This window comes from Streptomyces sp. NPDC086777 (genome assembly GCF_040702065.1).
Classification (GTDB): Bacteria; Actinomycetota; Actinomycetes; order Streptomycetales; family Streptomycetaceae; genus Streptomyces.
Genome location: NZ_JBFBJI010000007.1, coordinates 183,482 through 206,842, shown reverse-complemented (window position 1 = coordinate 206,842; position 23,361 = coordinate 183,482). Strand labels below are relative to the sequence as shown.

Annotated in this window: 21 protein-coding genes; 8 read left to right on the top strand and 13 right to left on the bottom strand. The window is 71.4% G+C overall.

What is annotated here, in order from left to right:
• Nucleotides 1–39: 39 nt before the first annotated feature.
• The 4 genes from gcvH to AB0472_RS13100 all read right to left on the bottom strand — a co-directional run bounded on the left by gcvH (nt 40) and on the right by AB0472_RS13100 (nt 3,935).
• On the bottom strand, nt 40–423 hold the full coding sequence (gene gcvH / locus AB0472_RS13115) for a glycine cleavage system protein GcvH (RefSeq protein ID WP_366356019.1): 384 nt from the start codon (nt 421–423) through the stop codon (nt 40–42).
• 146 nt (nt 424–569) lie between these two features.
• Complete coding sequence (locus AB0472_RS13110) at nt 570–2,087, bottom strand: cellulase family glycosylhydrolase (protein ID WP_366356017.1); 1,518 nt, start codon at nt 2,085–2,087, stop codon at nt 570–572.
• A gap of 143 nt (nt 2,088–2,230) precedes the next feature.
• Complete coding sequence (locus AB0472_RS13105) at nt 2,231–2,776, bottom strand: hypothetical protein (protein ID WP_366356015.1); 546 nt, start codon at nt 2,774–2,776, stop codon at nt 2,231–2,233.
• Nucleotides 2,777–2,924: 148 nt separating this feature from the next.
• Nucleotides 2,925–3,935, bottom strand: coding sequence for a WD40 repeat domain-containing protein (locus AB0472_RS13100; RefSeq protein WP_366356013.1), 1,011 nt, complete (start codon nt 3,933–3,935; stop codon nt 2,925–2,927).
• A gap of 94 nt (nt 3,936–4,029) precedes the next feature.
• Between AB0472_RS13100 and AB0472_RS13095 the strand changes: the two genes are divergently transcribed.
• The 3 genes from AB0472_RS13095 (at nt 4,030) to AB0472_RS13085 (ending at nt 6,478) form a co-directional block, all read left to right on the top strand.
• Nucleotides 4,030–4,713 carry a GDSL-type esterase/lipase family protein gene (locus tag AB0472_RS13095; RefSeq protein WP_366356012.1) on the top strand — a complete coding sequence of 228 codons (684 nt, stop codon included), beginning with the start codon at nt 4,030–4,032 and terminating at the stop codon, nt 4,711–4,713.
• A gap of 88 nt (nt 4,714–4,801) precedes the next feature.
• On the top strand, nt 4,802–5,389 hold the full coding sequence (locus AB0472_RS13090; protein ID WP_366356010.1) for a Uma2 family endonuclease: 588 nt from the start codon (nt 4,802–4,804) through the stop codon (nt 5,387–5,389).
• Nucleotides 5,390–5,485: 96 nt separating this feature from the next.
• Entirely contained in the window at nt 5,486–6,478 is a 993-nt protein-coding gene (locus tag AB0472_RS13085) for an aldo/keto reductase (RefSeq protein ID WP_366356009.1), read from the top strand.
• Nucleotides 6,479–6,715: 237 nt separating this feature from the next.
• On the opposite strand, the gene thpR is transcribed toward AB0472_RS13085, so the two are convergent.
• Nucleotides 6,716–7,288, bottom strand: coding sequence for an RNA 2',3'-cyclic phosphodiesterase (gene thpR / locus AB0472_RS13080; protein ID WP_366356007.1), 573 nt, complete (start codon nt 7,286–7,288; stop codon nt 6,716–6,718).
• Between the two features lie 26 nt (nt 7,289–7,314).
• Here thpR and AB0472_RS13075 point away from each other — a divergent pair, with 26 nt between their 5' ends.
• Nucleotides 7,315–7,833: a GNAT family N-acetyltransferase gene (locus AB0472_RS13075; RefSeq protein ID WP_366356005.1), complete on the top strand. Its 519-nt coding sequence runs from the start codon at nt 7,315–7,317 to the stop codon at nt 7,831–7,833.
• A 37-nt stretch (nt 7,834–7,870) separates the two neighbouring features.
• Here AB0472_RS13075 and AB0472_RS13070 read toward each other — a convergent pair whose 3' ends face one another.
• Nucleotides 7,871–9,220, bottom strand: a complete 1,350-nt coding sequence (locus tag AB0472_RS13070) for an MFS transporter (protein ID WP_366356004.1) — start codon at nt 9,218–9,220, stop codon at nt 7,871–7,873.
• A gap of 29 nt (nt 9,221–9,249) precedes the next feature.
• Complete coding sequence (locus tag AB0472_RS13065) at nt 9,250–9,687, bottom strand: MarR family transcriptional regulator (RefSeq protein ID WP_089101888.1); 438 nt, start codon at nt 9,685–9,687, stop codon at nt 9,250–9,252.
• A gap of 153 nt (nt 9,688–9,840) precedes the next feature.
• On the opposite strand from AB0472_RS13065, the gene AB0472_RS13060 reads away from it, so the two are divergent.
• A complete protein-coding gene (locus AB0472_RS13060; protein WP_366356003.1) occupies nt 9,841–10,035 on the top strand; it encodes a ribbon-helix-helix protein, CopG family in 195 nt (64 codons plus the stop codon).
• Between the two features lie 10 nt (nt 10,036–10,045).
• Here the strand turns inward: AB0472_RS13060 and AB0472_RS13055 are convergent, their stop codons facing one another.
• The gene (locus AB0472_RS13055; RefSeq protein ID WP_366356001.1) at nt 10,046–11,497 is read right to left on the bottom strand and encodes an NCS2 family permease; all 1,452 of its coding nucleotides are present in this window, start codon (nt 11,495–11,497) and stop codon (nt 10,046–10,048) included.
• Between the two features lie 112 nt (nt 11,498–11,609).
• Between AB0472_RS13055 and AB0472_RS13050 the strand changes: the two genes are divergently transcribed.
• Both AB0472_RS13050 and AB0472_RS13045 read left to right on the top strand, forming a co-directional pair.
• Entirely contained in the window at nt 11,610–11,864 is a 255-nt protein-coding gene (locus AB0472_RS13050) for a DUF2530 domain-containing protein (RefSeq protein WP_366355999.1), read from the top strand.
• Nucleotides 11,865–12,134: 270 nt separating this feature from the next.
• On the top strand, nt 12,135–14,531 hold the full coding sequence (locus AB0472_RS13045; protein WP_366355997.1) for a cation-translocating P-type ATPase: 2,397 nt from the start codon (nt 12,135–12,137) through the stop codon (nt 14,529–14,531).
• Between the two features lie 116 nt (nt 14,532–14,647).
• On the opposite strand, the gene AB0472_RS13040 is transcribed toward AB0472_RS13045, so the two are convergent.
• The 5 genes from AB0472_RS13040 to AB0472_RS13020 all read right to left on the bottom strand — a co-directional run bounded on the left by AB0472_RS13040 (nt 14,648) and on the right by AB0472_RS13020 (nt 21,457).
• Complete coding sequence (locus AB0472_RS13040; protein WP_366355995.1) at nt 14,648–15,430, bottom strand: hypothetical protein; 783 nt, start codon at nt 15,428–15,430, stop codon at nt 14,648–14,650.
• A gap of 174 nt (nt 15,431–15,604) precedes the next feature.
• On the bottom strand, nt 15,605–16,531 hold the full coding sequence (locus AB0472_RS13035) for a hypothetical protein (protein ID WP_366355994.1): 927 nt from the start codon (nt 16,529–16,531) through the stop codon (nt 15,605–15,607).
• Between the two features lie 109 nt (nt 16,532–16,640).
• Nucleotides 16,641–19,787, bottom strand: a complete 3,147-nt coding sequence (locus tag AB0472_RS13030) for a molecular chaperone Hsp90 (protein WP_366355992.1) — start codon at nt 19,785–19,787, stop codon at nt 16,641–16,643.
• A 57-nt stretch (nt 19,788–19,844) separates the two neighbouring features.
• Nucleotides 19,845–20,387, bottom strand: a complete 543-nt coding sequence (locus tag AB0472_RS13025) for a hypothetical protein (protein WP_366355990.1) — start codon at nt 20,385–20,387, stop codon at nt 19,845–19,847.
• Nucleotides 20,388–20,530: 143 nt separating this feature from the next.
• Nucleotides 20,531–21,457 carry a DUF3027 domain-containing protein gene (locus AB0472_RS13020; protein WP_366355988.1) on the bottom strand — a complete coding sequence of 309 codons (927 nt, stop codon included), beginning with the start codon at nt 21,455–21,457 and terminating at the stop codon, nt 20,531–20,533.
• Nucleotides 21,458–22,013: 556 nt separating this feature from the next.
• Between AB0472_RS13020 and AB0472_RS13015 the strand changes: the two genes are divergently transcribed.
• A complete protein-coding gene (locus tag AB0472_RS13015) occupies nt 22,014–23,357 on the top strand; it encodes an MFS transporter (protein ID WP_366355986.1) in 1,344 nt (447 codons plus the stop codon).
• The last annotated feature ends 4 nt before the right edge of the window (nt 23,358–23,361 follow it).

Genomic DNA, 23,361 nt, shown 5'->3' with positions numbered 1-23,361 from the left:
GGGGCGCCCGGCGGATCACCGCGGGCGCCCCTCACGCCGTCACTCCCCGATGAGCTTGCGGTACGCCTCTGCGTCGAGCAGTCCGTTGGAGGACGTCCCGCCCATGGCCTTGATCCTGAAGAGCCACGTGTCGTAGGGACCGGAGTTGACGTCCTCGGGGGTCTCGACGGCCTCCTCGTTGACCGCGACGATCTCGCCGTCCAACGGGCTGAAGATGTCGGACGCGGCCTTGACCGACTCGACCACGCCGATGGCATCACCCGCCTGGACCTTGCTGCCGACCTTGGGCAGCTCGAAGAAGACGATGTCACCCAGCGTGTTCTGGGCGTGGTCGGTGATACCGACGGTCAGGTTGCCGTCGGCCTCGGTGCGGATCCACTCGTGTTCGTCGGTGTAGCGCAGGTCGGCGGGCACTTGGGACATGTCAGGGCTCCTTCGGCGGTCGCGGTGCGATCAGGGACAGCCTGACGCCACATATCCGCGCATCCGCGCATTTCCGGCGCCACGGTCGACCATGCAGGTGACGGCGCGGCGCCTCCCGTGCGGCGCGGGAGGCGCCGCCGCCCGCCTCAGGCCGCCGTACAGGTCACGCCCGGCACGGCACCGCCGCCGGGCGCGCCGCCGAACCCGAAGCTCACCGAGCCGCCGGCCGGGACCGACCCGTTGTGCGCGGCGTTCACGGCGGTGACGGTCCCGCCGCTCTGGGTGTACGACGCGTTCCACATGTTCGTCACCTGCTGCGACCCGCTCCACGTCCAGCTCACGCGCCATGAACCGATCGCGGTCGTACCGGTGTTGGTGACCGTGACGGCGGCGTTGAAGCCGCTCCCCCAGTCGCTGCTGACGGCGTAGGAGGCCGCGCAGGAGGCCGTCGTGCCCCCGCCGCCTCCGCCGCCCCCGGTGCCCGGGAACAGCGGTGCCTTGACGCTCGCCAGATACCCGTCCTTCACCGTGTCCACGGTCACCCAGTCGTCCTTCAGGATCCCGCCCGTGTCACCGGAGTTGGGGTTCCACGACCAGAAGGTCCACTGGAAGGAGTCCGCGCCGTACGCCGAGGTCGGCCGGAGGTAGTCCACCAGCGCGGCCAGCCACTTCTGGTCCACGGCCGAGGCGAGCGTCGTCCCGAACTCGCCCACCCACACCGGGGCGATGTCCTGCTTGAAGATGTAGCCCCAGTACGAGTCCCACACCCCCGGCATGTTGGCGGGGAACGCCGGATCGCTGAACCAGCTCTGCTGGGCCACGCTGGTGGCGTAGTCGTGGGCCGAGTACACCACGCGGTTCGGCACGGACAGCTGCACCGGGTACCGGCCGACGCCCATCAGGTTGCCGCCCCACCAGCCCGAGACGCCGTCGTAGGTCTGCACGCCCTCGACGAAGACCAGCAGGTCCGGGTTGACGGACAGGACGGCGTTCCCGGCGCGCTGGGCGGCCAGCCGCCAGTCCACGGAGACGTCCCCGCAGCCCCAGCAGGCGGGATCGTGGGGCTCGTTGTGGAGGTCGATGCCGATGACGGCCGGGTTCGCCGCGTACCGCGCCGCGAGCGCCTTCAGGTCGGCGATCCAGGTCGACTCGGGGACGGACGAGGTGTACCAGAGCGCCGACTGGCCACCGCTGTCCGGCCGGTGCCGGTCCAGGATGACCTTGAGTCCGTCCTGCCCGGCGTAGGCCACGATCCGGTCCATCACCTGGAGCGAGTTCAGCCCTTGCAGGTCGGCGTTCTTGCCGTTGCTGAAGTCGATGCCGTTGGGCACGGTGGTGGTCTTGAAGAGGTCGTCGCTGTAGGGCAGCCGGACGGTGTTGTAGCCCAGCGATCTCATCTGGTCGATCATGCTCCTGTAGTCGCGCGACCAGAGGCCGTGCACCACGTAGTTGGCCGTCTCGAAGCCGAACCAGTTGATCCCGGCGATCCGGACCGGCCGCCCGGCCGCGTCCAGGATCTGCCGGCCGCTGGTGTGCCAGTAGCCGGCGCCGGGAGCGTCCGCCGCGTGCGCGGCGCCCGTCGCGCCGGCGAGGCCGGCGGACAGGGGCAGCAGGAGCGCGGCGGCCGCGCACAGTGCTCTTCGCAGGCTGCGTAAGCGGAACATGTGTCTGTTCCTCTCGGAGTCTCATGAGTGAGGCGCGGCCCCGGAACTGATGGGAGCGCTCCCATTCACCGCGCACCTCCCAGGAAACTGACACACCGTCACTACGTCAAGACGTACGGCGCCCCGGCTGCCCGCGCGGCGTGTCAGGCGCCGGGGTCCCCGACCGTGGCGGTGACGGCGCCGATCGTGCCGGTGCTGCCGAGGACGACCGAGACCGTGACCGGCCGGATCGGGTTGGGCGGGACGACCGGGTTCGGCGGCACGACGGGGGAGATCAGCAGCAAGCGGGGCTTGATCTTGAGCGTCGTGGTCGCCGCCGCCGAGAAGGGCAGGCTGCCCCGGTCCGCGCCGACGAGGTCGTACGTCCCGCCGCCGGGGGCGCCGGTGCCGGAGGTGTCGTCCAGGCTGCTGATGATCTGCGCGGTGCCGCCGCCGGCGGCGTCCGGGACGGTGACGACGGAGACGTCGAGGGTGCCCGTGACGGCGATGTTCCCGCTCGGCCCCTTGAAGGTGCCCTTGACCGGCAGGCTCACCGTGCGGACCTGCGGGACGGCGGCGGCAGCGGCCCGGGCCGTCGGGGCCGGCCCGGCGCCCGCGGTGGCGGGGCCCGCGGTGGCGGGGACGGTCAGGGCCAGGGCTGCCGTGAGCAGGCAGACGCGTGCGGCCGGGCGCGGGGCGTTACGGCGCATGGGTGCTCCCGTTCCGTGCGGCGGGACCCGGTGCCGCCTGGTTGCCGACCCGTCCCGCGGACGGTTCCAGCCTGCCCGGCCCGGTGCGACGCCGCCCGGCCGGTGGGCCGGACGAGTGACGCCCGGCGGGCGTCCGGGGTGCGCCCGGTCAGTGCCGGCGGGCGGACGGGCGCCGCAGCCGGCGCAGTCCGAAGAGGGCGAGCACGGCGACCCCGACGGCGACGGCACCGACCTTGGCCCCGGCGCCCGGCGAGCTCCCGCCGTCACCCCCGGCGGCCGAACCGCTGCCGGCCGACGGCGACGACGTCTTGCCCGACCCACCCGGCACGTCCTCCGCCTGCACCGGGCTGTCGGCGCCCTCGCTGCCGTACAGCAGCCTGGTGCCGTCGGCGGAGTAGGTGATCGACTCGCCCTGCTTCTGGAGCGGCACGTCGAGCCGTCCCTCGCGCTTGATCTTCCCGCCGTTCCAGTCGTAGTAGATGCCGCCGAAGTAGCCGCGTACGGCGAGCTGCGTGCCGTCGGGCGAGAAGGCGGCGTCGGTGGCCCAGAGGTCGACGGAGGCGACGGGCCGGAAGATGTTCGTGCCCGTCGGGGAGAGGGTCGCCGGGCCCTCGTACAGGTGCCCGCCGTCCTCCTTCTTGTCGATGATGTACACCCGCCCGGTCCTGGGGTGGACGACCAGCGACTCGGCGTTCCGGGCGCCGTTGGAGTACTTGACGACGTACTGCGTGGCCCGGACGGTCTGGTCGACCAGCTTCTTCGGCTCGGGCAGCCGGTAGATCCAGACGTAGGGCCAGCTGCCGTCGAGGTTGTCGCCGATGTCGCCGACGTAGATCTGGTCGTCGGGGCCGATGGAGATGGCCTCGACGTCCCGGGGCGTGCCGACGCCGCTGAGCGTGATCCTGGCGACGGTCTTCCCGGTGGCGCTGTCGACGGCGTAGATGTACGGGCCGTCGCCGCTGTCGTTGTGCGTCCAGTAGATGCCGGGGTGCAGGTGGGAGGCGGCCAGACCACTGGACTCGGCGATCCGCGGGTCCTTGATCGTGAATCCCTTGTCACCGGTGCCGCCACCGGAGCCGTCGGCGGCGGAGGCGGGTGCGGCGGCGAGGGCACCCGTGAGCAGGACACCGGCGAGGAGGGCGAGCGATCGTGGACGCATGGGCCCAAGCCTGCCATCCCGCGCTGTGTCCGGACGCGGCGGACGTGTCGGTCCTCACACCCCGCCGCTCCCGCTGATCGTCCATCATGAGCGGATGCTCAGGTTCATGCCCGTCGGGGACTCGATGACGATCGGCAGCGCGGGCGAGCACACATGGCGGTACCGCATGTGGCAGCACCTGTGCGCGACCTACGGCGGCCCGTTCACGCTGGTCGGCCCCCGCGAGACGCTGTACGACAAGCAGGCCGAGGCACCCACCTCGTACGCCTACGCCGACCCCGGCTTCCCCCGCGCCCACCTGGCCGGCTGGGGCGAGGGCTGGCTGCACATGGCGCCGCTGGTCGGGGAGTCGGTGCGCTCCTGCCGCGCCGACGTCCTCCTCGTCTCCCTCGGCCTGATCGACCTGGGCTTCTACACGAACGCGGAGCAGACGGCGGCGAACGCGCGCACCTTCGTCGCGGCGGCGCGGGAGGCCAACGCGCGCATCCACATGGTGCTGCTGCCGGTGATCCCGAACATCCGCGCCACGACGGACGAGCCGTTCGCGGAACAGGTGGCCCTCTTCAACGAACTCCTGGCGAAGACGGCAGCGGACCTCGACGAGCCCCGCTCCCCGGTCCTCATGGCCGCACCGCCGGAGCCGTACGACATCGACACGGACACCTACGACGGCACGCACCCCAACGCGAACGGCGAGCACCGGATCGCGGGGGCGTTCGCGGAGGCGTTGTGGCAGGCCTGGGACCTGGGCGGGGAGTACGCGGCCGGAAGCAGTTGACCGATTTCGGCCGCTTCCCGGTCACCCTGCGTATCGTTGAACCGCGCGGCTGCACTCGTGCGGGGAGCAGCCGGGGAGGAGCGCCAGGATGACCGTCCTCGAAGACAGGATCGCGATGGCCAAGAGCGACGACGAGATCACGCTCGACGAGCTGTTCGAGCAGATCGAGAAGATGCCCGCCCCCGAGGGATACAAGGTCGAGATCGTCGAGGGGACCGTCTTCATGTCGCCACAGCGGGACACCCACTGGGAGATCATCCTGGACGTCGTCGAGCAGTTGCGGACCAAGTATCCCCGGAAGCGGGTCAAGTCCGACGTCCGGATCGACTACCCGGGACACCTCAACGGGTTCGCGTCGGACGTGACGGTGATGACCGAGGACGCCGCCAGGACGGACAGCGGGCTCTGGCGGCATCAGGACGTCGAGTTCGTCGCCGAGGTCATCTCCAAGGGCACCGCGGCCAACGACTACGGCCTCAAGAAGACCGCGTACGCCGTGGCCGAGGTCCCCGTCTACCTGATCGCCGACCCCTACCAGCGCCGCTGCCACGTCTTCACCCACCCCAAGGGCGAGGACTACGCGACCGAGACGAGGGTCGCCTTCGGCACCGACGTCGACCTGACCGGCACGGTGGTCGGCCTCGTCCTCAGGACCGACGAGTTCCCGACCGACTAGTTCCCGACCGACTAGTTCCCGACCGACTAGTTCCCCCCGGCCGACCGCCCCGAAGCCCTTGCCTAGAGCGCACTCCACGCCGTTGGCTGGGTGACCATGAAGTACACGCAGCTCGGACGTACCGGACTCAAGGTCAGCCGACTCGTCCTCGGCACCATGAACTTCGGCCCCCAGACCGACGAGGCCGACAGCCACGCGATCATGGACGCGGCCCTCGACGCCGGCATCAACTTCTTCGACACCGCCAACGTGTACGGGTGGGGTGAGAACAAGGGGCGGACCGAGGAGATCATCGGCAACTGGTTCGCCAAGAGCCCCGTCCACCGCGACAAGGTCGTGCTCGCCACCAAGGTGTACGGCAACATGGCCGCCGACGGGGACGCCTGGCCCAACCACGACAAGCTCTCCGCGCTGAACATCCGGCGCGCGGTCGACGCCAGCCTCAAGCGGCTGCAGACCGACTACATCGACGTCTACCAGTTCCACCACGTCGACCGGCGGACCCCCTTCGAGGAGATCTGGCAGGCGATCGACACCCTCGTCACACAGGGGAAGATCCTCTACGTCGGCTCCTCGAACTTCCCCGGCTACAAGATCGCCCAGGCCAACGAGATCGCCGCCCGGCGCGGCGGGACCATCGGCCTGGTCAGCGAGCAGTGCCTCTACAACCTCGCCGAGCGCCGCGCCGAGATGGAGGTCATCCCGGCCGCGCAGGAGTACGGCCTCGGGGTCATCCCCTGGTCGCCGCTGCACGGCGGGCTGCTCGGCGGTGTGATCAAGAAGGAGGCCGAGGGCGGGCGCCGGGCCGGTGGCCGGGCCGCCGACTCCCTCGCCAACACCACCATCCGCGCCCAGATCCAGGCCTACGAGGACCTGCTGGACAAGCACGGCGTGGAGCCGGGCGAGGCCGCCCTGGCCTGGCTGCTCACCCGCCCCGGCGTCACCGGCCCGATCGTCGGTCCCCGGACCGCGGAGCAGCTGGAGTCGGCGCTGCGGGCCGTGGAGCTCGAACTGGGCGAGGAGCTGCTGGCCGGACTGGACGAGATCTTCCCGGGCCCGGGCCCGTCCCCGGAGGCCTTCGCCTGGTAAGCGCCCCGTAGGAAAGCTGGGGGCAGCCCCGTAGGGGCTCGGGGCAGCCCCGGCCGAAGGGTGGGGGAGGAACTGCGCGACCAGCCACCGCCGGGCCCGCGGCCGACAACGGCGGCCGCAGTTCCCCAGCCGGCCGGCCCTCACCTCATGGCGGAGGCCACGGCAACCACCACGAACAACAACACGAGCGCACCGGCCATGATCCGGTTCCGGGTCTTCGGGTCCACGGCACCGAGCCTAACCGGCCGCCCCCAGCTGCCAGCGGCCGACCGCCTCGTACCGCGGCTGCTCCCCCGGCACCCCCGACGTCGGCAGGCTGCTCCGCACCAGCACCAGCTCCCCGACCGTCCAGCTCCGGCTCGCGAACCCGGCGAGCAGGTCCACGTACGGCCGTACCTGGGCCGCGTCCCGGCTGCGGGCCACCGTCAGGTGAGCCTTGTAGCGGCGGTGCTCCCCCATCGGCAGGCCCGCCTTCCGGGCCGCCGCCTCCGCGCGGTCGGCCAGCAGGCGGAGGGTGTCCAGGTCGCCGTCGGCCCCCGCCCACAGCGCCCTGCCGTGTCCGAACTGCCCGCCGCCCGCGACGGCCAGCGCGAAGGGTCGGGTGCGGTGGGCGGCGCGGGCGAGGCGGTCCGAGAGGTCGGGTACGACGTCGTCGTCGACCTCGCCGTAGAACGCGAGGGTGTAGTGCCAGCCGGGGCGGCCGGTCCAGCGCAGCGCCCCCGCACCGGGCAGCTTCTTCAACTCGGCCACGCACCCGGCGAGTTCGGCGGCCACGTCGTCCGGGGGCAGCACGGCGGCGAAGAGTCTCATGCCGACCACCCTGCCATCATGGGGCGATGCGGATCACTATCAGAGAAGCCGGACCCGACGACATACCCGCGATCCTCGGCATGCTCGACAGCTGCGTGGAGTGGCTGGTGGGGCTGGGGCGGACCGAGCAGTGGGGGACGACACCGCTGTCGGCGAACGAGAAGACCGTGGAGTCGGTCGCCCGGTACATGGCCGAGGGGGTGACCTACCTCGCCGAGGCGGACGGGGTGCCGGCGGCCACCCTCACCCTCACCGACGCGCCCGGCGCCTACCTGGCCCATCTGCCGTCGCCCGGTGAGCCCGAGCGGTACATCCACTGGCTCGCCTCCGACCGCCGCTTCAAGGGCCACGGCATCGGCAGCGCCCTGCTGGCGCACGCGGCCGAGGAGACCCGGCGGGCCGGGGTCGCGCTGCTGCGGGTGGACTGCTACGCGGGCGCCGACGGGAAACTCGTCCGCTACTACGAGAGCAACGGCTTCACCCGTACCGACACCTACACGGCGACGCGCGACTGGCCGGGACAGGTACTGGCCCGGAGGCTGTGAGTCCGCCTCCGGGCCGGCAGTCGCGGCTGGAGGTGGCTCAGGCCGCCGGTGCGAGTTCTTCCTGCTGCTCTCTCGGGACGAAGCGGACCCGCGGGTGGCCGCCGTGCCAGCCGACCGACAGGCGGAGGTTGCCGACCCGGGCCAGCACGAGGCCGATGCCGATCGCCGCGGCCGCGGCGATCGCGCCGCCGACGGCCAGGCCCGCCCGGACGCCGTAGGCGTCCGTGATCCAGCCGGCGATGGGCGCGCCGATGGGCGAGCCGCCCATGAACACCATCATGTAGAGGGCCATCACCCGGCCCCGCATGGCAGGGTCGGTGCCCATCTGGACGGTGGTGTTGGCGGTGACGTTGACCGTCATGCCGAACATGCCGATCGGGACCATGAGCAGCGAGAACAACCAGAGGGAGGGGGCGGTCGCGGCCACCAGCTCCAGGCCGCCGAAGGCCACCGCCGCCGCGAGCATCACCCGCATCTTCGCCGTGCCGCGTCTGGCCGCGAGCAGGGCACCGGCCAGCGAGCCGACCGCCATCAGGGTGTTGAAGAGGCTGTAGGAGCCGGCACCGGCGTGGAAGACGTCGTCCGCGAAGGCGGAGAGGTAGACGGGGAAGTTGAAGCCGAAGGTGCCGATGAACCCGATCAGGATGATGGTCCAGGTCAGGTCCGGGCGCCCGGCGACATAGCGCAGGCCCTCCCTGAGCTGGCCCTTCCCCTTCGGGGTGCGCCGCACGACGTGCAGGTCGCGCGCCCGCATGAGCAGCAGGCCGACGAGCGGGGCGACGAACGACAGCCCGTTGAAGAGGAACGCCCAGCCGGTGCCCACGCCGGTGATCATGAGGCCGGCGACGGCCGGGCCGACGAGGCGGGCGGACTGGAAGTTCGCGGAGTTCAGACTGACCGCGTTCTGCAGCTGGGCCGGGCCGACCATCTCGGAGACGAAGGACTGGCGGGCCGGGTTGTCGACGACCGTGGCGAGGCCGACGGCGAAGGCGGCGAGGTACACGTGCCAGACCTGGACGTGGCCGGAGAGGGTCAGCAGGGCCAGCGCGATGCCGGTGAGGGCCATCGAGGTCTGCGTGACGAGGAGGGCGCGCCGCTTGTTGAGGCGGTCGACCAGGACCCCGCCGTAGAGGCCGAAGAGGAGCATCGGCAGGAACTGCAGGGCGGTGGTGACGCCGACGGCGGTCGCGGAGCCGGTGAGGCTGAGGACCAGCCAGTCCTGCGCGATGCGCTGCATCCAGGTGCCTATGTTCGAGACGACCTGGCCGGCGAAGAACAGCCGGTAGTTCCTGACCTTCAGCGAGCTGAACATCGAGGACTTCCGGGCTGTGGGGGTAGTAGGGGCGGTCGGTGCGGGGGCGGAAGGTGTTCCGGATCCCGTACTCAAACGGATTCGCCTCCTCCTTCTATCGGCTGTTACAGGTGGGCGAGCTTCTCCAGCACGGGGGCGGCGGCGCGGAGTTTCGCCCACTCGTCCTCGTCGAGGCCGTCGACCAGGCCGGCCAGGAACGCGTTGCGCTTGCGACGGCTCTCCTCGAGCATCGCCTCGGCCTGCTCGGTCCTGGTGACGACCTTCTGGCGCCGGTCCTCGGGGTGCGGCTCCAGCCGGACCAGTCCCTTGGCTTCCAGCAGCGCGACGATGCGGGTCATCGAGGGCGGCTGTACGTGCTCCTTGCGGGCCAGCTCACCGGGGGTGGCCTGGCCGCAGTTGGAGAGGGTGCCCAGCACCGACATCTCGGTGGGGCTCAGTGACTCGTCGACCCTCTGGTGCTTGAGCCGTCGCGAGAGTCGCATCACGGCGGAGCGGAGGGAGTTCACGGCGGCCGCGTCGTCGCCATGGGTAAGGTCCGGCATGTTCTTTAGAGTAACTCATTACTCTCTCTAAAGACCACTCGGACACGCCGATATGCCCGTGACCTCGGCCACTGAACCTCTTCGTCACCCTTACGGGTGAGTCAAGTCCGGAAAGTGACGCATCGGGCGCGCGGATGTGGCGCCCTCGTACCCATGGGGACCAGTGTGCTCAGCCTGCGGATAGACAAGGAGCTGCTCGACCGGCTCCGGCGTCATGCGGAAAAAAGAGGAATGAGCGTCCAGGACTACGTGGTCCGGACGCTCATTCGGGACGACTTCGACGAACGGTTCTCGGCCGCCGTCGAGGAGACGGAGAGGTTCTACGGCGACCAGGTGAAGGTCACCTGACCCCGGCCGGTCAGGTGAGGCCGAGGGCCGGCATCAGGTAGTAGAAGGCGAACACCGCCGAGACCACGTACATCGCGACCGGGATCTCCCTGGCCCGGCCGGCGGCCAGGCGCAGCACCACGAAGGTGATGAAGCCCATGCCGATGCCGTTCGTGATCGAGTAGGTGAACGGCATCATCACCATGGTCACGAAGGCCGGGATCGCGAGCGTGTGGTCGGCCCAGTCGATCTCCTTGATCGACCCGGCCAGGATCAGGAAGCCGACCGCGAACAGCGCCGGGGTGGCCGCCTGGGACGGGACCATCGTGGCGACGGGGGTGAGGAACAGGGCCACGGTGAACAGGCCGCCGGTGACGACGTTGGCGAAGCCGGTGCGGGCGCCCTCGCCGACGCCCGCCGTCGACTCGACGAAGCAGGTGGTGGCCGAGGAGGAGCTGGCACCACCGACCGCGACCGCGACCCCGTCGATGAACAGGACCTTGTTGATGCCCGGCATGTAGCCCTGGGCGTCGGTCAGCCTGGCCTCGTCGCTGACGCCCATGATCGTGCCCATGGCGTCGAAGAAGCAGGACAGCAGGACCGTGAAGACGAAGAGGATGCCGGTCAGCACGCCGACCTTGCCGAAGCCGCCGAACAGGCTGACCTTGCCGAGCAGGCCGAAGTCCGGGGTGGCGGCCGGGCTGCCGGGCCACTTCGGAACGGTCAGGCCCCAGGTGGTGACGTGCGCCACGGCGTTGATGACCAGCGCCAGCACGGTCATCGCGACGATCGAGATCAGGATCGCGCCGGAGACCTTGCGGACGATCAGCGCGAGGGTGAGCAGCACGCCGAGCACGAAGACGAGCACCGGCCAGCCGTTGAGGTGACCGTCGGCGCCGAGCTGGAGCGGGACGGTGGTCTGGGCGACGTCCGGGATACGGGTGACGAAACCGGAGTCCACCAGGCCGATCAGCATGATGAACAGGCCGATACCGATCGAGATCGCCTTGCGCAGGCTGTAGGGGACGGCGTTCATCACGCGCTCCCGCAGACCGCTGGCGACCAGCAGCATCACGACGATGCCGGCGAGCACCACCATGCCCATGGCGTCCGGCCAGGACATCCGGGGCGCCAGCTGGAGGGCGACGACGGAGTTCACGCCGAGGCCGGCGGCGAGGGCGATCGGGACGTTGCCGATGACGCCCATCAGCAGCGTCGTGAAGGCCGCGGTGATGACGGTGGCGGTGACCAGCTGACCGTGGTCGAGCTGGTGGCCGTACATGTCCTTCGCGCTGCCGAGGATGATCGGGTTCAGCACGATGATGTACGCCATCGCGAAGAACGTGGCGAAGCCACCGCGCACCTCGCGGGCCAGGGTGCTGCCCCGCTCGGAGATCTTGAAGTAACGATCCAGCGCGCCGTACGCGGGGGTCGCACCCGGCTGTTCGGGGGCGGGGGCCTGAGTGGAAGCCGGGGTCGACATTGGAGGTTCCTACGATCAGAAGTGGTCAAACACAAACGGTTTCAGTATGAACATATGACGTCCAGATCGCTATCTCCGCGCGTAGACCATGCGGGTGCGTAAGCTAAGCGCCATGGCGAAGTGGACCCCCCAGCACGAGGCACCGGAGCCCCTTGAAGGGCCTGTCGTCCCGACGATCATCGGCGGCACGATCATCTGGTTCGTCCTCTTCCTGGCCCAGCTCCCCTTCTACGGCTGGTACTCCGACCACGGCCGCACCTGGTGGATCTGGACCTGCCTGGCCGGCGGCGGCCTCGGCCTGATCGGCGTGTACTACGTGAAGCGCCGGGACGCCGCGATCAAGGCGCACCGGGCGACGGCCGAGTAGGCGTCCCCGCGAGGCAGGACGGACGGGCCGGGCGCTCCGCCGGAAGTGCCGCGATCTGCCGACTGCCGACCGCGCCGCCGTCGTGACTGGTCGCGCGTGGCTGGTCGCGCAGTTCCGCGCGCCCCTTACGGGGCGCTGACCGCGGCCGACTTGGCGTGCGCGCAAGAAGTGTCGGCGTCTACAACCTGCGCACGAGATCGGTCCTCCCCTGGTCGGATCTTCCGGGCACTCGGCAGGTGAACGCGCAAATCCGCACGTACCGTCGAATGCATGCAGCACATCGACGCGGGCGCCGAGCTCGACCCCGTGCACCCCGTACCGCTGCCGCCGGTCAGGGCGGCCGGACTGACCAGCGCCGAGGTCGCGGAGCGGATCGCGCGCGGCCAGGTGAACGACGTACCGGTCCGCAGCAGCCGCTCGTTCGGCGAGATCGTGCGCGCGAACGTCTTCACCCGGTTCAACGCGATCATCGGCGTGCTGTGGCTGGTCATGCTGGTCGTGGCGCCGATCCAGGACAGCCTGTTCGGCTATGTGATCCTCGCCAACACGGGCATCGGCATCGTGCAGGAGTGGCGGGCGAAGAAGACCCTGGACTCGCTCGCGGTGATCGGCGAGTCGCGGCCGACCGTGCGCCGGGACGGGGTCGCCGTGGAGGTGGGCACGAGTGAGATCGTGCTCGGTGATCTCATAGAGATCGGCCCCGGCGACAAGATCGTCGTGGACGGGGCGTGCGCCGAGGCCGACGGCCTGGAGATCGACGAGTCGCTGCTCACCGGTGAGGCCGACCCGGTCGTCAAACGCCCCGGCGACCACGTGATGTCGGGCTCCTTCGTGGTGGCCGGCGGCGGCGCGTTCGCGGCGACGAAGGTCGGCCGGGAGGCGTACGCCGCCCAGCTCGCCGAGGAGGCGTCCAGGTTCACGCTGGTCCACTCGGAGCTGCGCACCGGTATCTCGACCATCCTCAAGTACGTGACCTGGATGATGGTCCCGGCCGCGATCGGCCTGGTCGCCACCCAGCTCGTGGTCAAGAACAACGGGCTCAAGGACGCCGTCGCCCGTACCGTCGGCGGCATCGTCCCGATGGTCCCCGAGGGCCTGGTGCTGCTCACCTCCGTCGCCTTCGCGATCGGTGTGATCCGGCTGGGCCGCCAGCAGTGCCTGGTGCAGGAGCTCCCCGCGATCGAGGGCCTGGCCCGCATCGACACCGTCTGCCTCGACAAGACCGGCACCCTCACCGAGGGCGGCATGGACGTCACCGAGCTGCGGGCGCTGGACGGCGTCGACGAGACGTACGTGCGCAAGGTCCTGGGCTCGCTCGGCGAGTCCGACCCGCGTCCCAACGCCTCCCTCCAGGCGATCATCGACGCCTACCCCGACAGCGAGGACTGGCGGTGCGTGGAGTCGCTGCCCTTCTCCTCCGCCCGCAAGTACAGCGGGGCGACCTTCAGCGAGGGTGACGGGGAGCTGAGCACCTGGCTGCTGGGGGCGCCGGACGTGCTCCTCGGCGCCGACGACCCGGCCCTGGCCGAAACCGTGCGCCTCAACGAGCAGGGACTGCGGGTCCTGCTGCTCGCCCGCGCCGGCCGGGACCTCGACGACCCGAAGGTGGCGCAGGGGGCCGGCGCCACCGCGCTGGTGGTCCTGGAGCAGCGGCTCCGCCCGGACGCCGCCGACACCCTCCGCTACTTCGCCGACCAGGACGTCCGCGCCAAGGTCATCTCCGGTGACAACGCGGTGTCGGTGGGCGCCGTGGCGGCCAAACTCGGCCTCAGCGGCACGACCGTGGACGCGCGCCGGCTGCCGGCGGAGCGGGACGGGATGGCCGAGGCGCTCGAAGCGGGCACCGTCTTCGGGCGGGTCACCCCACAGCAGAAGCGGGACATGGTGGGGGCGCTGCAGTCGCGCGGCCACACGGTCGCGATGACCGGCGACGGCGTGAACGACGTGCTCGCCCTGAAGGACGCCGACATCGGGGTCTCGATGGGCTCGGGGTCGGAGGCGACCCGGGCGGTCGCCCAGATCGTCCTGCTCAACAACAGCTTCGCCACGCTGCCCTCGGTGGTGGCCGAGGGGCGGCGGGTGATCGGCAACATCACCCGGGTCGCCACGCTGTTCCTGGTCAAGACGGTGTACTCGGTGCTGCTCGCGGTGCTGGTGGTCTGCTGGCGGGTCGAGTACCCGTTCCTGCCGCGGCACCTGACCCTGCTCTCCACGCTGACCATCGGCATCCCGGCCTTCTTCCTCGCCCTGGCACCGAACAAGGAGCGGGCCCGGCCGCACTTCGTGCGCCGGGTGATGCGCTACTCGATCCCGGGGGGCGTGGTGGCGGGCGTCGCGACCTTCGTGACGTATCTGATCGCCCGGCACCACTACACGGGAACCGGGTCCCTGGACGCCGAGACCAGTGCCGCGACCCTGACGCTGTTCCTGATCTCGCTGTGGGTGCTGGCGATCATCGCCCGCCCGTACACGTGGTGGCGGATCGCCCTGGTGGCCGCGATGGGCGTGGCCTTCGTGTTCGTGCTCGCCGTGCCGGCGCTGCAGGGTTTCTTCGCGTTGAGGCTGGTGGGGGTGGCGATGCCGTGGACGGCCGTCGGCATCGCCGTGGTGGCGTCGGCGGTGCTGGAGTTTCTCTGGAAGTGGGTGGAGCGGAAGTACCCCGTGTGATGCCGGTTGTGGGGAACCGCGCGGGCCGGTGGGGGCTGGTCGCGCAGTTCCTCCCCCAGCCTTCGGCCGGGGTACCCCCAGCGCCCCTTACGGGGCGCTTTCCCTTACGGGGCCTTCTACTGCACGTCGACGTAGTCGCCCGTGGCGCTGACCGCCGGGGTGGTCGAGGTGCCGGCGAAGGAGTAGCGGTAGTAGCCGTCGACCGTCGCCGTGGTCGTGGTCTTCAGGGCGCCCGTGGAGGACGTCTTGATGGTCTTCAGGGTGGTGTAGGTGGTGGAGCTCTTCTTGCGGAACTGGAGCTTGACCGACTGGCTGCCGAAGGCGCCGTACTTGTGGGTGTCCCAGTTGGCGCGGGTCAGGGAGCCGGTGACCGTGACGGTCTTGCCCTTCTTGACCGGCTCGGGGGTGGCGTTGACCGTCAGCTTGGTGGCGCGCAGGATCTTGGTGGTGCCGAGGCCGCCGACCCACTTCGAGCCGCTTTGGCCGACGGCGATCGCGGCGACGTTCCAGGAGCCCGCCTCGGAGTTGGTCAGGTCCGAGTCCCCGTTGACCGTGAAGACCAGGGTGGCCTTGCAGTTGAGGACGGTGGTGGAGGCGGCGGTGCAGGTGCCCGGGTCGTCGGAGACGAAGAGGTCGCTCGGCTTCGTCACCGAGGTGCCGCGGTAGATGGCGGGCCCGGTGACGAAGTCGCTCGCCTTCAGGCTCGACGGGTGCGTCACGGTGTACGTGACCGCGAAAGACGCCTTGGCCGTGCCGACGACCATGCTGCTGCCCTTGTTGACCTTCACGTTGGAGAAGGTGACGTTCGGCGCGCTGCCGGCGGCGTGCGCGGCCGGGGCGATGAACGCGGAGAGGGCCAGGGCGCCGGAGACGGCGGCCACGGTGGCACGAATGCGCATGAATTCCCCAGTGGGAACAGGTGGGCGCGAGGCCCAAGTGATCTAGGGAGTCTGTTGACTCGGGTGATCAGATCCACGAGGGGTGCGCAAGGTTGTACGAGTGAGACGTGATCCGGCCGATTTCCCGTTCTTTTACGGCCGGATTACGTCTCCTTGGGGTCACTCGCGGTGTTGCTACCTCACGTCGACGTAGTCGCCCGTCGCGCTGACCGCCGGGGTGCTGGCGGTGCCGGCGAAGGAGTAGCGGTAGTAGCCGTCCACCGTCGCCTTGGTCGTGGTCTTCAGGGTGCCGGTCGAGGACGTCTTGACGGTCTTCAGCGTGGTGTAGGTGCTGGAGCCCTTCTTGCGGAACTGCAGCTTCACCGACTGGCCGGTGTAGCCGTGGTACTCGCCGTCGTCCCAGTTGGCCCGGGACAGCTTGCCGGTGACCGTGACGGTCTTGCCCTTCTTCACCGGCTCCGGGGCGGCGTTCACCGTCAGCTTCGACAGGCGCTGGAGCCTGGTGGTGGCCAGGTTGTCCTGCTCGGCGTAGCCGATCTTGCTCCAGTCGTCGCCGGTCGGGTCCTGGCCGTTGAGGGCGATCGCGAAGCCGAGCGCCTTCCAGGTGGTGGCGTCGGCGTTGGAGAGCTCCTCGTCCGCGTAGACGTCGATGGTGCCCTTGCAGTTGGCGGTGGTGGCCGAGGTGTCCGTGCAGGTCGGCCAGTCGACGCCGAAGAGCTCGTTCGTCGGGTCGAGGGGGTTGCCGCGGTAGAGCTCGACGTCCATCAGGAAGTCGTCGGCGTGGATGTCGACGTCCGCGCCGTGCGTCACCGTGTAGGTGACCGGGAACGTGCCGTGGGTGGTGGTGCCCGCGACGAGCGGCTTGCCCTTGTTGACCGTCACGGCGGAGAAGGTCAGGTTCAGCGGGTAGGGGTCGCCGGCGTCGTCCGCGGTCGACGCGGTGTACGCCGACCGGCCGACGGTGCCCTGGTGCTGCTGGGCGAGCTTCGCCAGGCCGGAGGGGCTGTACGAGGAACCGCCGGTGGCCTGCGCGGCCGGCACGGCGAGGGCGGAGAGGGCCAGGGCGCCGGAGACGGCGGCCACGGTGACGCGTATACGCATGAGGTCCCCACGTTGAGTTGATCAACGAGTCTTGCTGACTCGCTGATCAGACTCCGGAGGTGGGCGAACAGTTGTACAGGATCGGAAAGTTGTGTTCGGTCCGTGAAGATCAGTCGAACCAGCGGTCCCGCGCCAGTTCCTCCGTCCGGGACGGGTCCTCCAGGAGGGCCGCCACCTCGAAGCGGCGCGGCCACTGGCCCGCCGCCCAGGCCAGACCGGCCGCCACGCCCTCCAGCGTCGCCGCGTGCAGGACGCCGTCGCCGGTGAGCCGCCAGTCGATCTCGACGCCGTCGACGACCAGTTCCTCGTGCTCGACGTAGGTCCGCGGGGTGCGCGGGCCGAGCAGGACGTGCACCGGCTCGGGGACGTCGTGCTCGGCGCCCTCCGAGTCGACCGACCCCGTCACCGACTCGCTCAGCCGCCGCACCTGGAACAGTTCGGCCAGCTCGGCGGCGCGGGACGGGCGTACGGGCAGCAGCGGGACACCGGCCGTGAACGGCAGGAGGTCGGGCGAGTCGACGACCACGGCGTCCGCCGCGTCCACGACCTCCACCCGGCCGTCGGTGACCGCCCGCACCTCGTCGGGAAGCGTCACCTGCTCCGGGTCCAGGTCGGCCAGCGCACCGTACAGCGCGTGCAGTTGGGCGCCCGAGACGGGGCGGTCCGGGTCGGCGAGGCGGTCCAGGAGTTCGGCGGCACCGCCCGGCTCGTCCAGGAGGGCGGCCACCGAGGTCCGTACGCCCAGCGCCCGCAGCACCTGCTCGTCCTCGAAGCCGGTCGCGTCGGCCTCCTCGTACAGCCCGCGCAGCAGCGGGTCGCCACCGGCCGCGAGCAGGCCGGCCGGGCGGCGGCCGTCGAGCACCGGGTGCCCGCGCAGCCACCACGCGGTGTACGGCCGTACGACCTCGTGCGTGCCGTCGGGCAGCAGGATGCGGACCGGCTGGGTGAGGGCGTCGCGCAACGGCGGGTGGGCGAGCAGGGCGAGGGCCTCGGGCCAGTGGTCCTCGTCGACGAGATCGAGGTCACGGACGGCGATCAGCTCGGTGGCGACCGGCGGGACGGGCGTGTCCGGGAAGCGGTCGAGGATGTCCTCGCACCAGACGTCGACGGCGTCGAGCAGACCCGCGTCGTCGGGTTCCGCGAAGTCACCCTCGCGGGGCTCCAGTTCGTCGGGGTCCAGGACGACGTCGGTGGCGCGGACGAGCGCGAAGTTCGCCAGCACCCCGCAGGCGGCCAGCGGGCCCTCGCCCCACTTCTCGGCCAGCTCGGCGTCCACCGCAGCGAGTTCACCCTCTCTGATCACCCGGGCGAACGGGCTTCCGGGGAAGACCAGTTCACCGGCCGGGGCCAGCTCGCCGTCCTCGTCGGGGAGGGCGAGCGCACCCAGCCAGGGCTCGTCGCCTGGCTCCAGGCCGGCGTCCCGGACCAGCGCGAGCACGGTGTCCGCCAGCTCCTCGGCGTCCGGGGCGTCCTCCTCCCAGAGCGCGCCCCCCTCGTCGTCGATCGAGGCGGCGACCGCGGCCCGCACCTGCGGGGTGGTGAGGACGGCGCGGGGGCTCGCGGGCAGGGCACCCAGTTTCTCCAGGAGCGGGTGGGCGGCGTCCTGGTGGGCGACCTTGAGGCCGAGCCGGGCCAGCATCTCGGGGTCGATCGCGGCCGCGTCCGGGGTGGGGAGCAGGACCTGCCGGGGACCGATGGTGGTCCTGCCTCCCCCAGAGCCGAAAGCCTGGGAGGTACCCCCAGCGAGGGGCACCGGCAGCCCGGAGAGCCGGTCCGGGTCGACGCCGGCGAGGCTGTCGTAGAGCCGCCACCACCAGTCCGGCTCCTTCTCCAGACCGGCCAGGCGGTCGACGGCGTCGGCGAGCGGCAGCCGGGCGACGGAGAGGGTGCGCAGCTCGACGCGGCGTTCGAGACCGGCGGGCAGGAGCGTCGGCAGCACCTCGGCGAGCACCCGGACGGTGTCCGCTCCGGCCCCCTCCACGATCTCGGCGTCACGCGGCCGCAGCGCCTCAGGGAGGTCGGAGTCGTCGCTCACCACGGCGGGCGGCAGGAACGCGGTGCGCGGCAGCCGCTCCAGGATCGCCTGGCGCAGCGCGCCGTCCAGCTCGCCCTTGCCGAGCGGGCCGGGCACCAGGTGGATGATCCCCTCCGTCACCGGCCGCCAGTCGGCGAGGAGTTCGGCGTACGCGTCGGCCGCGCGCTGCACCAGGAAGTCGGTGAGCGGGCCGGGGGCGGCGTGCCGGCGGGTGGTGTCGAGGGGGAAGGAGGCGATGAGCAGGGCGGGCACGCCGAGCGGTTCGTCGCTGGGGGTCGGGGCGTGCACGACGGCCGCGGTGCGCGGCCGGTCGGGGGCGCCCTGGCCGTCCGTGGGCACGGCCCAGGTCAGCGACCAGTGCGGGCGCAGCCGCTCCTCGACCGGCCGGCCGGCGAGCAGGTCGGGGGTGAGCGGGCCGTGCGCGGAGACGGTACGCCAGCGGGTGGTGCCCTCCCGCGAGTCCGCCACGACGGTGAGCTCGCCGTCGGTGCTGCGGCGCAGGGTGCGGGTGGTGTCGGCGTTCTCGACCACGACCTCCTCGAGACCGGGGAGGGCGAGGAGCAGGGCGTCGTCCACGGCGTCGAGGAGGCGCTCGGCGAGATCGGCGGCGGCGGTGTCCCGCAGCGGCAGGATCACGACCGTGTCGTACGGGTCGGGGGCGGTGCCCTCGGCGGCGAACGGGAGCCGGAGGAGCGGGACATGGCCGTCCCGCCGGCGGATCTCGTCGCCCAGGCCGGGGCTGGTGTGGGTGGTCTCCTCGGCCAGCTCCCGGGCCTCGGCGAGCGACCAGCGGACCCCGCCGTGCCGGCCCACGACCGCGGGTTCGTCGGTCACGGCCAGCACGGCGGCGAACCCGACGCCGAACCGCCCCACCGCACCCTCGCTGTCCTCCCGCTTCGCGGAGGCGCGCAGGGTGGAGAGGGACTCGGCACCGACCGCGTCCAGCGGAGCACCGGTGTTGGCGGCGAACAGCACGCCGTCGCGGAGGGTGAGCCGGAGCCGTCCGGGCACCCCGGCCCGAGCCGCCGCGTCGGCCGCGTTCTGCGCGAGCTCCACGACGAGCCGGTCCCGGTACCCGCCGAGGACCAGGTCCTCCTCGGCGTTGGCGTCCTCCCGGAACCGGGCGGGGCTGGTGGCCCAGGCGTCGAGGACACCTCGCCGAAGCCGAGCGGTCCCGAACGGGTCGGCACCCTCGGCTGCGGGCCGCACGAACTTGCTCACGTTGTCTCTCCTCGTCGACGTGAGCACGAAGGTACCGCCTCACCGGGGAAGCGTCGGCTACAGGCCGCCGACCTTGACCGGGAGCTTCTGGAGCGTGGCGACCGGTGCGTCGGGCCGCTCCGGGTCCACCAGCTCCACCGGGTGCTGCAGCTGGTACAGGTCGCCGCGCGGCGGGTACTGGGTGAGCTGGCCGACGAGCCTGGCCGGATCCTTGGTGGTCAGGATCTGGACCCCGCCGTTGCCCGGCCGGTCGATGGTCATCGTGAAGGGGAGCACCCAGACGTTCTCGTACCTGGGCGGGAACTGCTGGGTCAGCCTGAGCAGGCTCTTCACGTCGACGTCGACGTCGTTCTGCTCGATGGTGACGGTTCCGCCGTCACCATCGTCGCCTCCGTCGGCCGGCGGCAGTTCCGCGGTGATCCGGAAGCCGATGGTCCGCATCAGGACGCTGTTGATCGGGTCCTCCGGGTTCACGTCGACCCGGTGCTTGATGCCGCCTCGGAAGTCGACGCTGACCAGGGAGTCCTTGAGCCGGAGCGGGGTGTTGATCCCGAGCATGCTGCACGGGATCTCCGCACCGATGGGGGGCAGGCCGGGCATGGGTTCTCCTTCGCGAGAGGGCCACTGGCATATGCGGCAGCCCCACTCTCGAAGCGCACCGGGCCGCGCCGAAACGGCCACGCCGCGCAGACGGGTCCGCTCACACGGACGGGGCCCGCCCGGCCCGGGCTCGCCGGCCCGTCCTACGAGTGGCCCAGCTCCGCCGACGTCTCGTCCTCCGTCGCGGGTACCGAACCGGAGTCGGAAGCGGGGCGGAGGGGGAACGGGTCGACCCTGGTCTCGTCGATGACCGGCGGGGCCGGCTGGGGGGTCTTCGGCATGACCGCGGCCTCCGAGTGGCCGCCGCAGCCGTAGGAGAGGGAGACGACCCGGCCGTCGGCCGGGGAGAACTCGTTGGCGCAGACACCGAAGGCCTGGCCGAGGGAGCCGCCGATGGGGCTGAGGAAGCCGCAGCTCACGCAGGTCGCCGGGGCGGCCTGGGCCATGGGGGTCTTGGCGCCGTACGCCTCCTCCCAGCGGTCGGCCGCGACATGCAGGCCGTAGCGGGACAGGACCCGGGCGCGGCGCATGCCGAGTTCCTCGGCGACCGAGGCGATCGTGCCGCGGGAGGGGACCGTCGGCAGGTGCGCGGGCGTGCCCGCGGTGACCTCTGCGTCCTCCGCCTCCGCCAGCTCCTCCATCTCCTCGGAGATCGGGGAGTTCGGCTCCGGCTCGTCCTCGCCGGTGTAGCCGGGCTCCAGGCGCAGGTCCTCGGCCTCGGTGGGCAGCAGGTCGCCGGGCCCCATGTCGCCGGGGCGCAGCCGCTCGCTCCACGGCACCCACTCGGGGGCGAGGAGGGCGTCGGGGCCGGGGAGGAGGACCACCTCGTCCAGGGTGACGACCTTGGCTCGGGAGGCGCGGGCCACCGTCACCGCCCAGCGCCAGCCGCGGTACCCCAGTTCCTTGCACTCGAAGAAGTGCGTGACCACGCGATCGCCCTCGGCCACCGCTCCGGCGTGCTCGCCGACCACCCCCGGTGCGGCGGCCTCCTCGGCGGCTCCACGGGCGAGGTCGACGGCCTCGGCGCACAGACGGTCGGGGGTGCGGCTTCGCGTTGTCGCTGCGCTCACAGGTATCGCTTCTCTCCTACGCCGTCTCACGAGTGCGGTTGCCTCCGGCGGTGGGGCGGACGGAGCGGACCTGTGGGCCGCATCGACGTCCGCGTCCGATCGCGCTCGGGCGCACCTATGCCATCCATTCTGCTTTATGGCTGAGATACGCACGCTACCCCGTCGCCGGTGGATGGGGACAGTCCGGCGTGCGAGCAGGGAGGGGGAGAGCCGACGGGGGGTGGGGCGGGGGCGGGATTTCAGGCGGGGCGGGGTCTTTTCCGGGGCGGTGGGGTCGTGTGGTGTGTGCGGGTGCGTGGGGGCCGGTCGCGCAGTTCCTCCCCCAGCCTTCGGCCGGGGGGACCCCCAGCGCCCCCTACGGGGCGCTGCAGCCGCGTCGGCTGCACAGCTGCGCCCACCCGGCAAGCGCCGGTGAGCGAAACCCCCCGCCCCGGCCCCTTCCGACTCGCTTGGCCACAAAGTGCACTAGGAACAGCACTCTCAGGGCACTATGAAGCACGTGGCAACCGCGAGGTCACCCCAACGGGCTGTAGGGGTCGGTAGCGGTGCGGGCCGGATGCGCGGTGCCGTCCGCTCCGTCGGGCGTGCCCTGCACCTTCCGGTGACCGGTACCGCCCGCTCCATCCGCAAGGCCACCCACGCGCACGGCGCCGGCGAGTCCGGGCTGGGCAAACTGATCGAGCTGCACGCGGTCAACGGCGCCGGCGACGTCATGATCACCGTCGCGCTCGCCTCCACCGTGTTCTTCTCGGTGCCCACCGACGAGGCCCGCGGCCGCGTCGCGCTCTACCTCGCCATCACCATGGCGCCCTTCACCGTCCTCGCCCCGGTCATCGGCCCCCTGCTCGACCGGCTGCCGCACGGGCGGCGCGCCGCGATGGCCGGTGCGATGCTCGCCCGGGCGCTGCTCGCGCTGATCATCGCGGGCGCGGTGGCCGGCGGCGGCCTGGAGCTGTATCCGGCGGCCCTCGGGGTGCTGGTCGCGTCGAAGGCGTACGGCGTGGTGCGCAGTGCCGTCGTGCCCCGACTCCTGCCGCCCCGCTTCTCGCTGGTGAAGGCCAACTCGCGGGTCACCCTGGCCGGGTTGCTCGCCACCGGGGTCGCCGCCCCGGTCGGGGCCGGGCTGCACGCGATCGGCGATCCGTGGCCGCTCTACGGCGCCTTCGTGATCTTCGTGGCGGGAACCTTCCTCTCCTTCTCCCTGCCGCCCAAGGTCGACTCCGCCAAGGGCGAGGACGTGGCGCTGCTCGCCGCCGACGAGGAGCATCTGCACGGCCCGCTCCGCAAGGAGACGCGGCGGCCGGGGCTGCGGACGGTCGGGCCCGCCGTCACCCACGCCCTCGGCGCCAACGCGGCCCTGCGCTGCCTCTCCGGCTTCCTGATCTTCTTCCTGGCGTTCCTGCTCCGCGAGCACCCGCTGACCGGGGAGAGCGCCGCCGTGTCGCTCGGGATCGTGGGGGTCGCGGCGGGCGTCGGCAACGCGCTCGGTACGGCGGTGGGGTCGTGGCTGCGCTCCCGGGCGCCGGAGATCATCATCGTGGCGGCGGTGGCCCTGGTGCTGGGTACCGCGATCGTCGCGGCGCTGTTCTTCGGCGCCTTCCTGGTGGCGGTGCTGGCGGCGACGGCCGGTTTCGGGCAGGCCCTGGCCAAGCTGTCCCTGGACGCGCTCATCCAGCGGGACGTGCCGGAACTGGTGCGCACGTCCGCGTTCGCCCGCTCGGAGACACTGCTCCAGGTGGCCTGGGTGTTCGGCGGCGCGGTGGGCATCGTGATGCCGCTGAACGGCACCCTGGGGCTGGTGGTGGCCGCCGCGATCGTGGCGACCGGCTGGCTGGCCACCCTGCGCGGCCTGATCGGCTCCGCCCGGCACGGCACCCGTACCCGCCCGCGAGTGGCGTAACGAA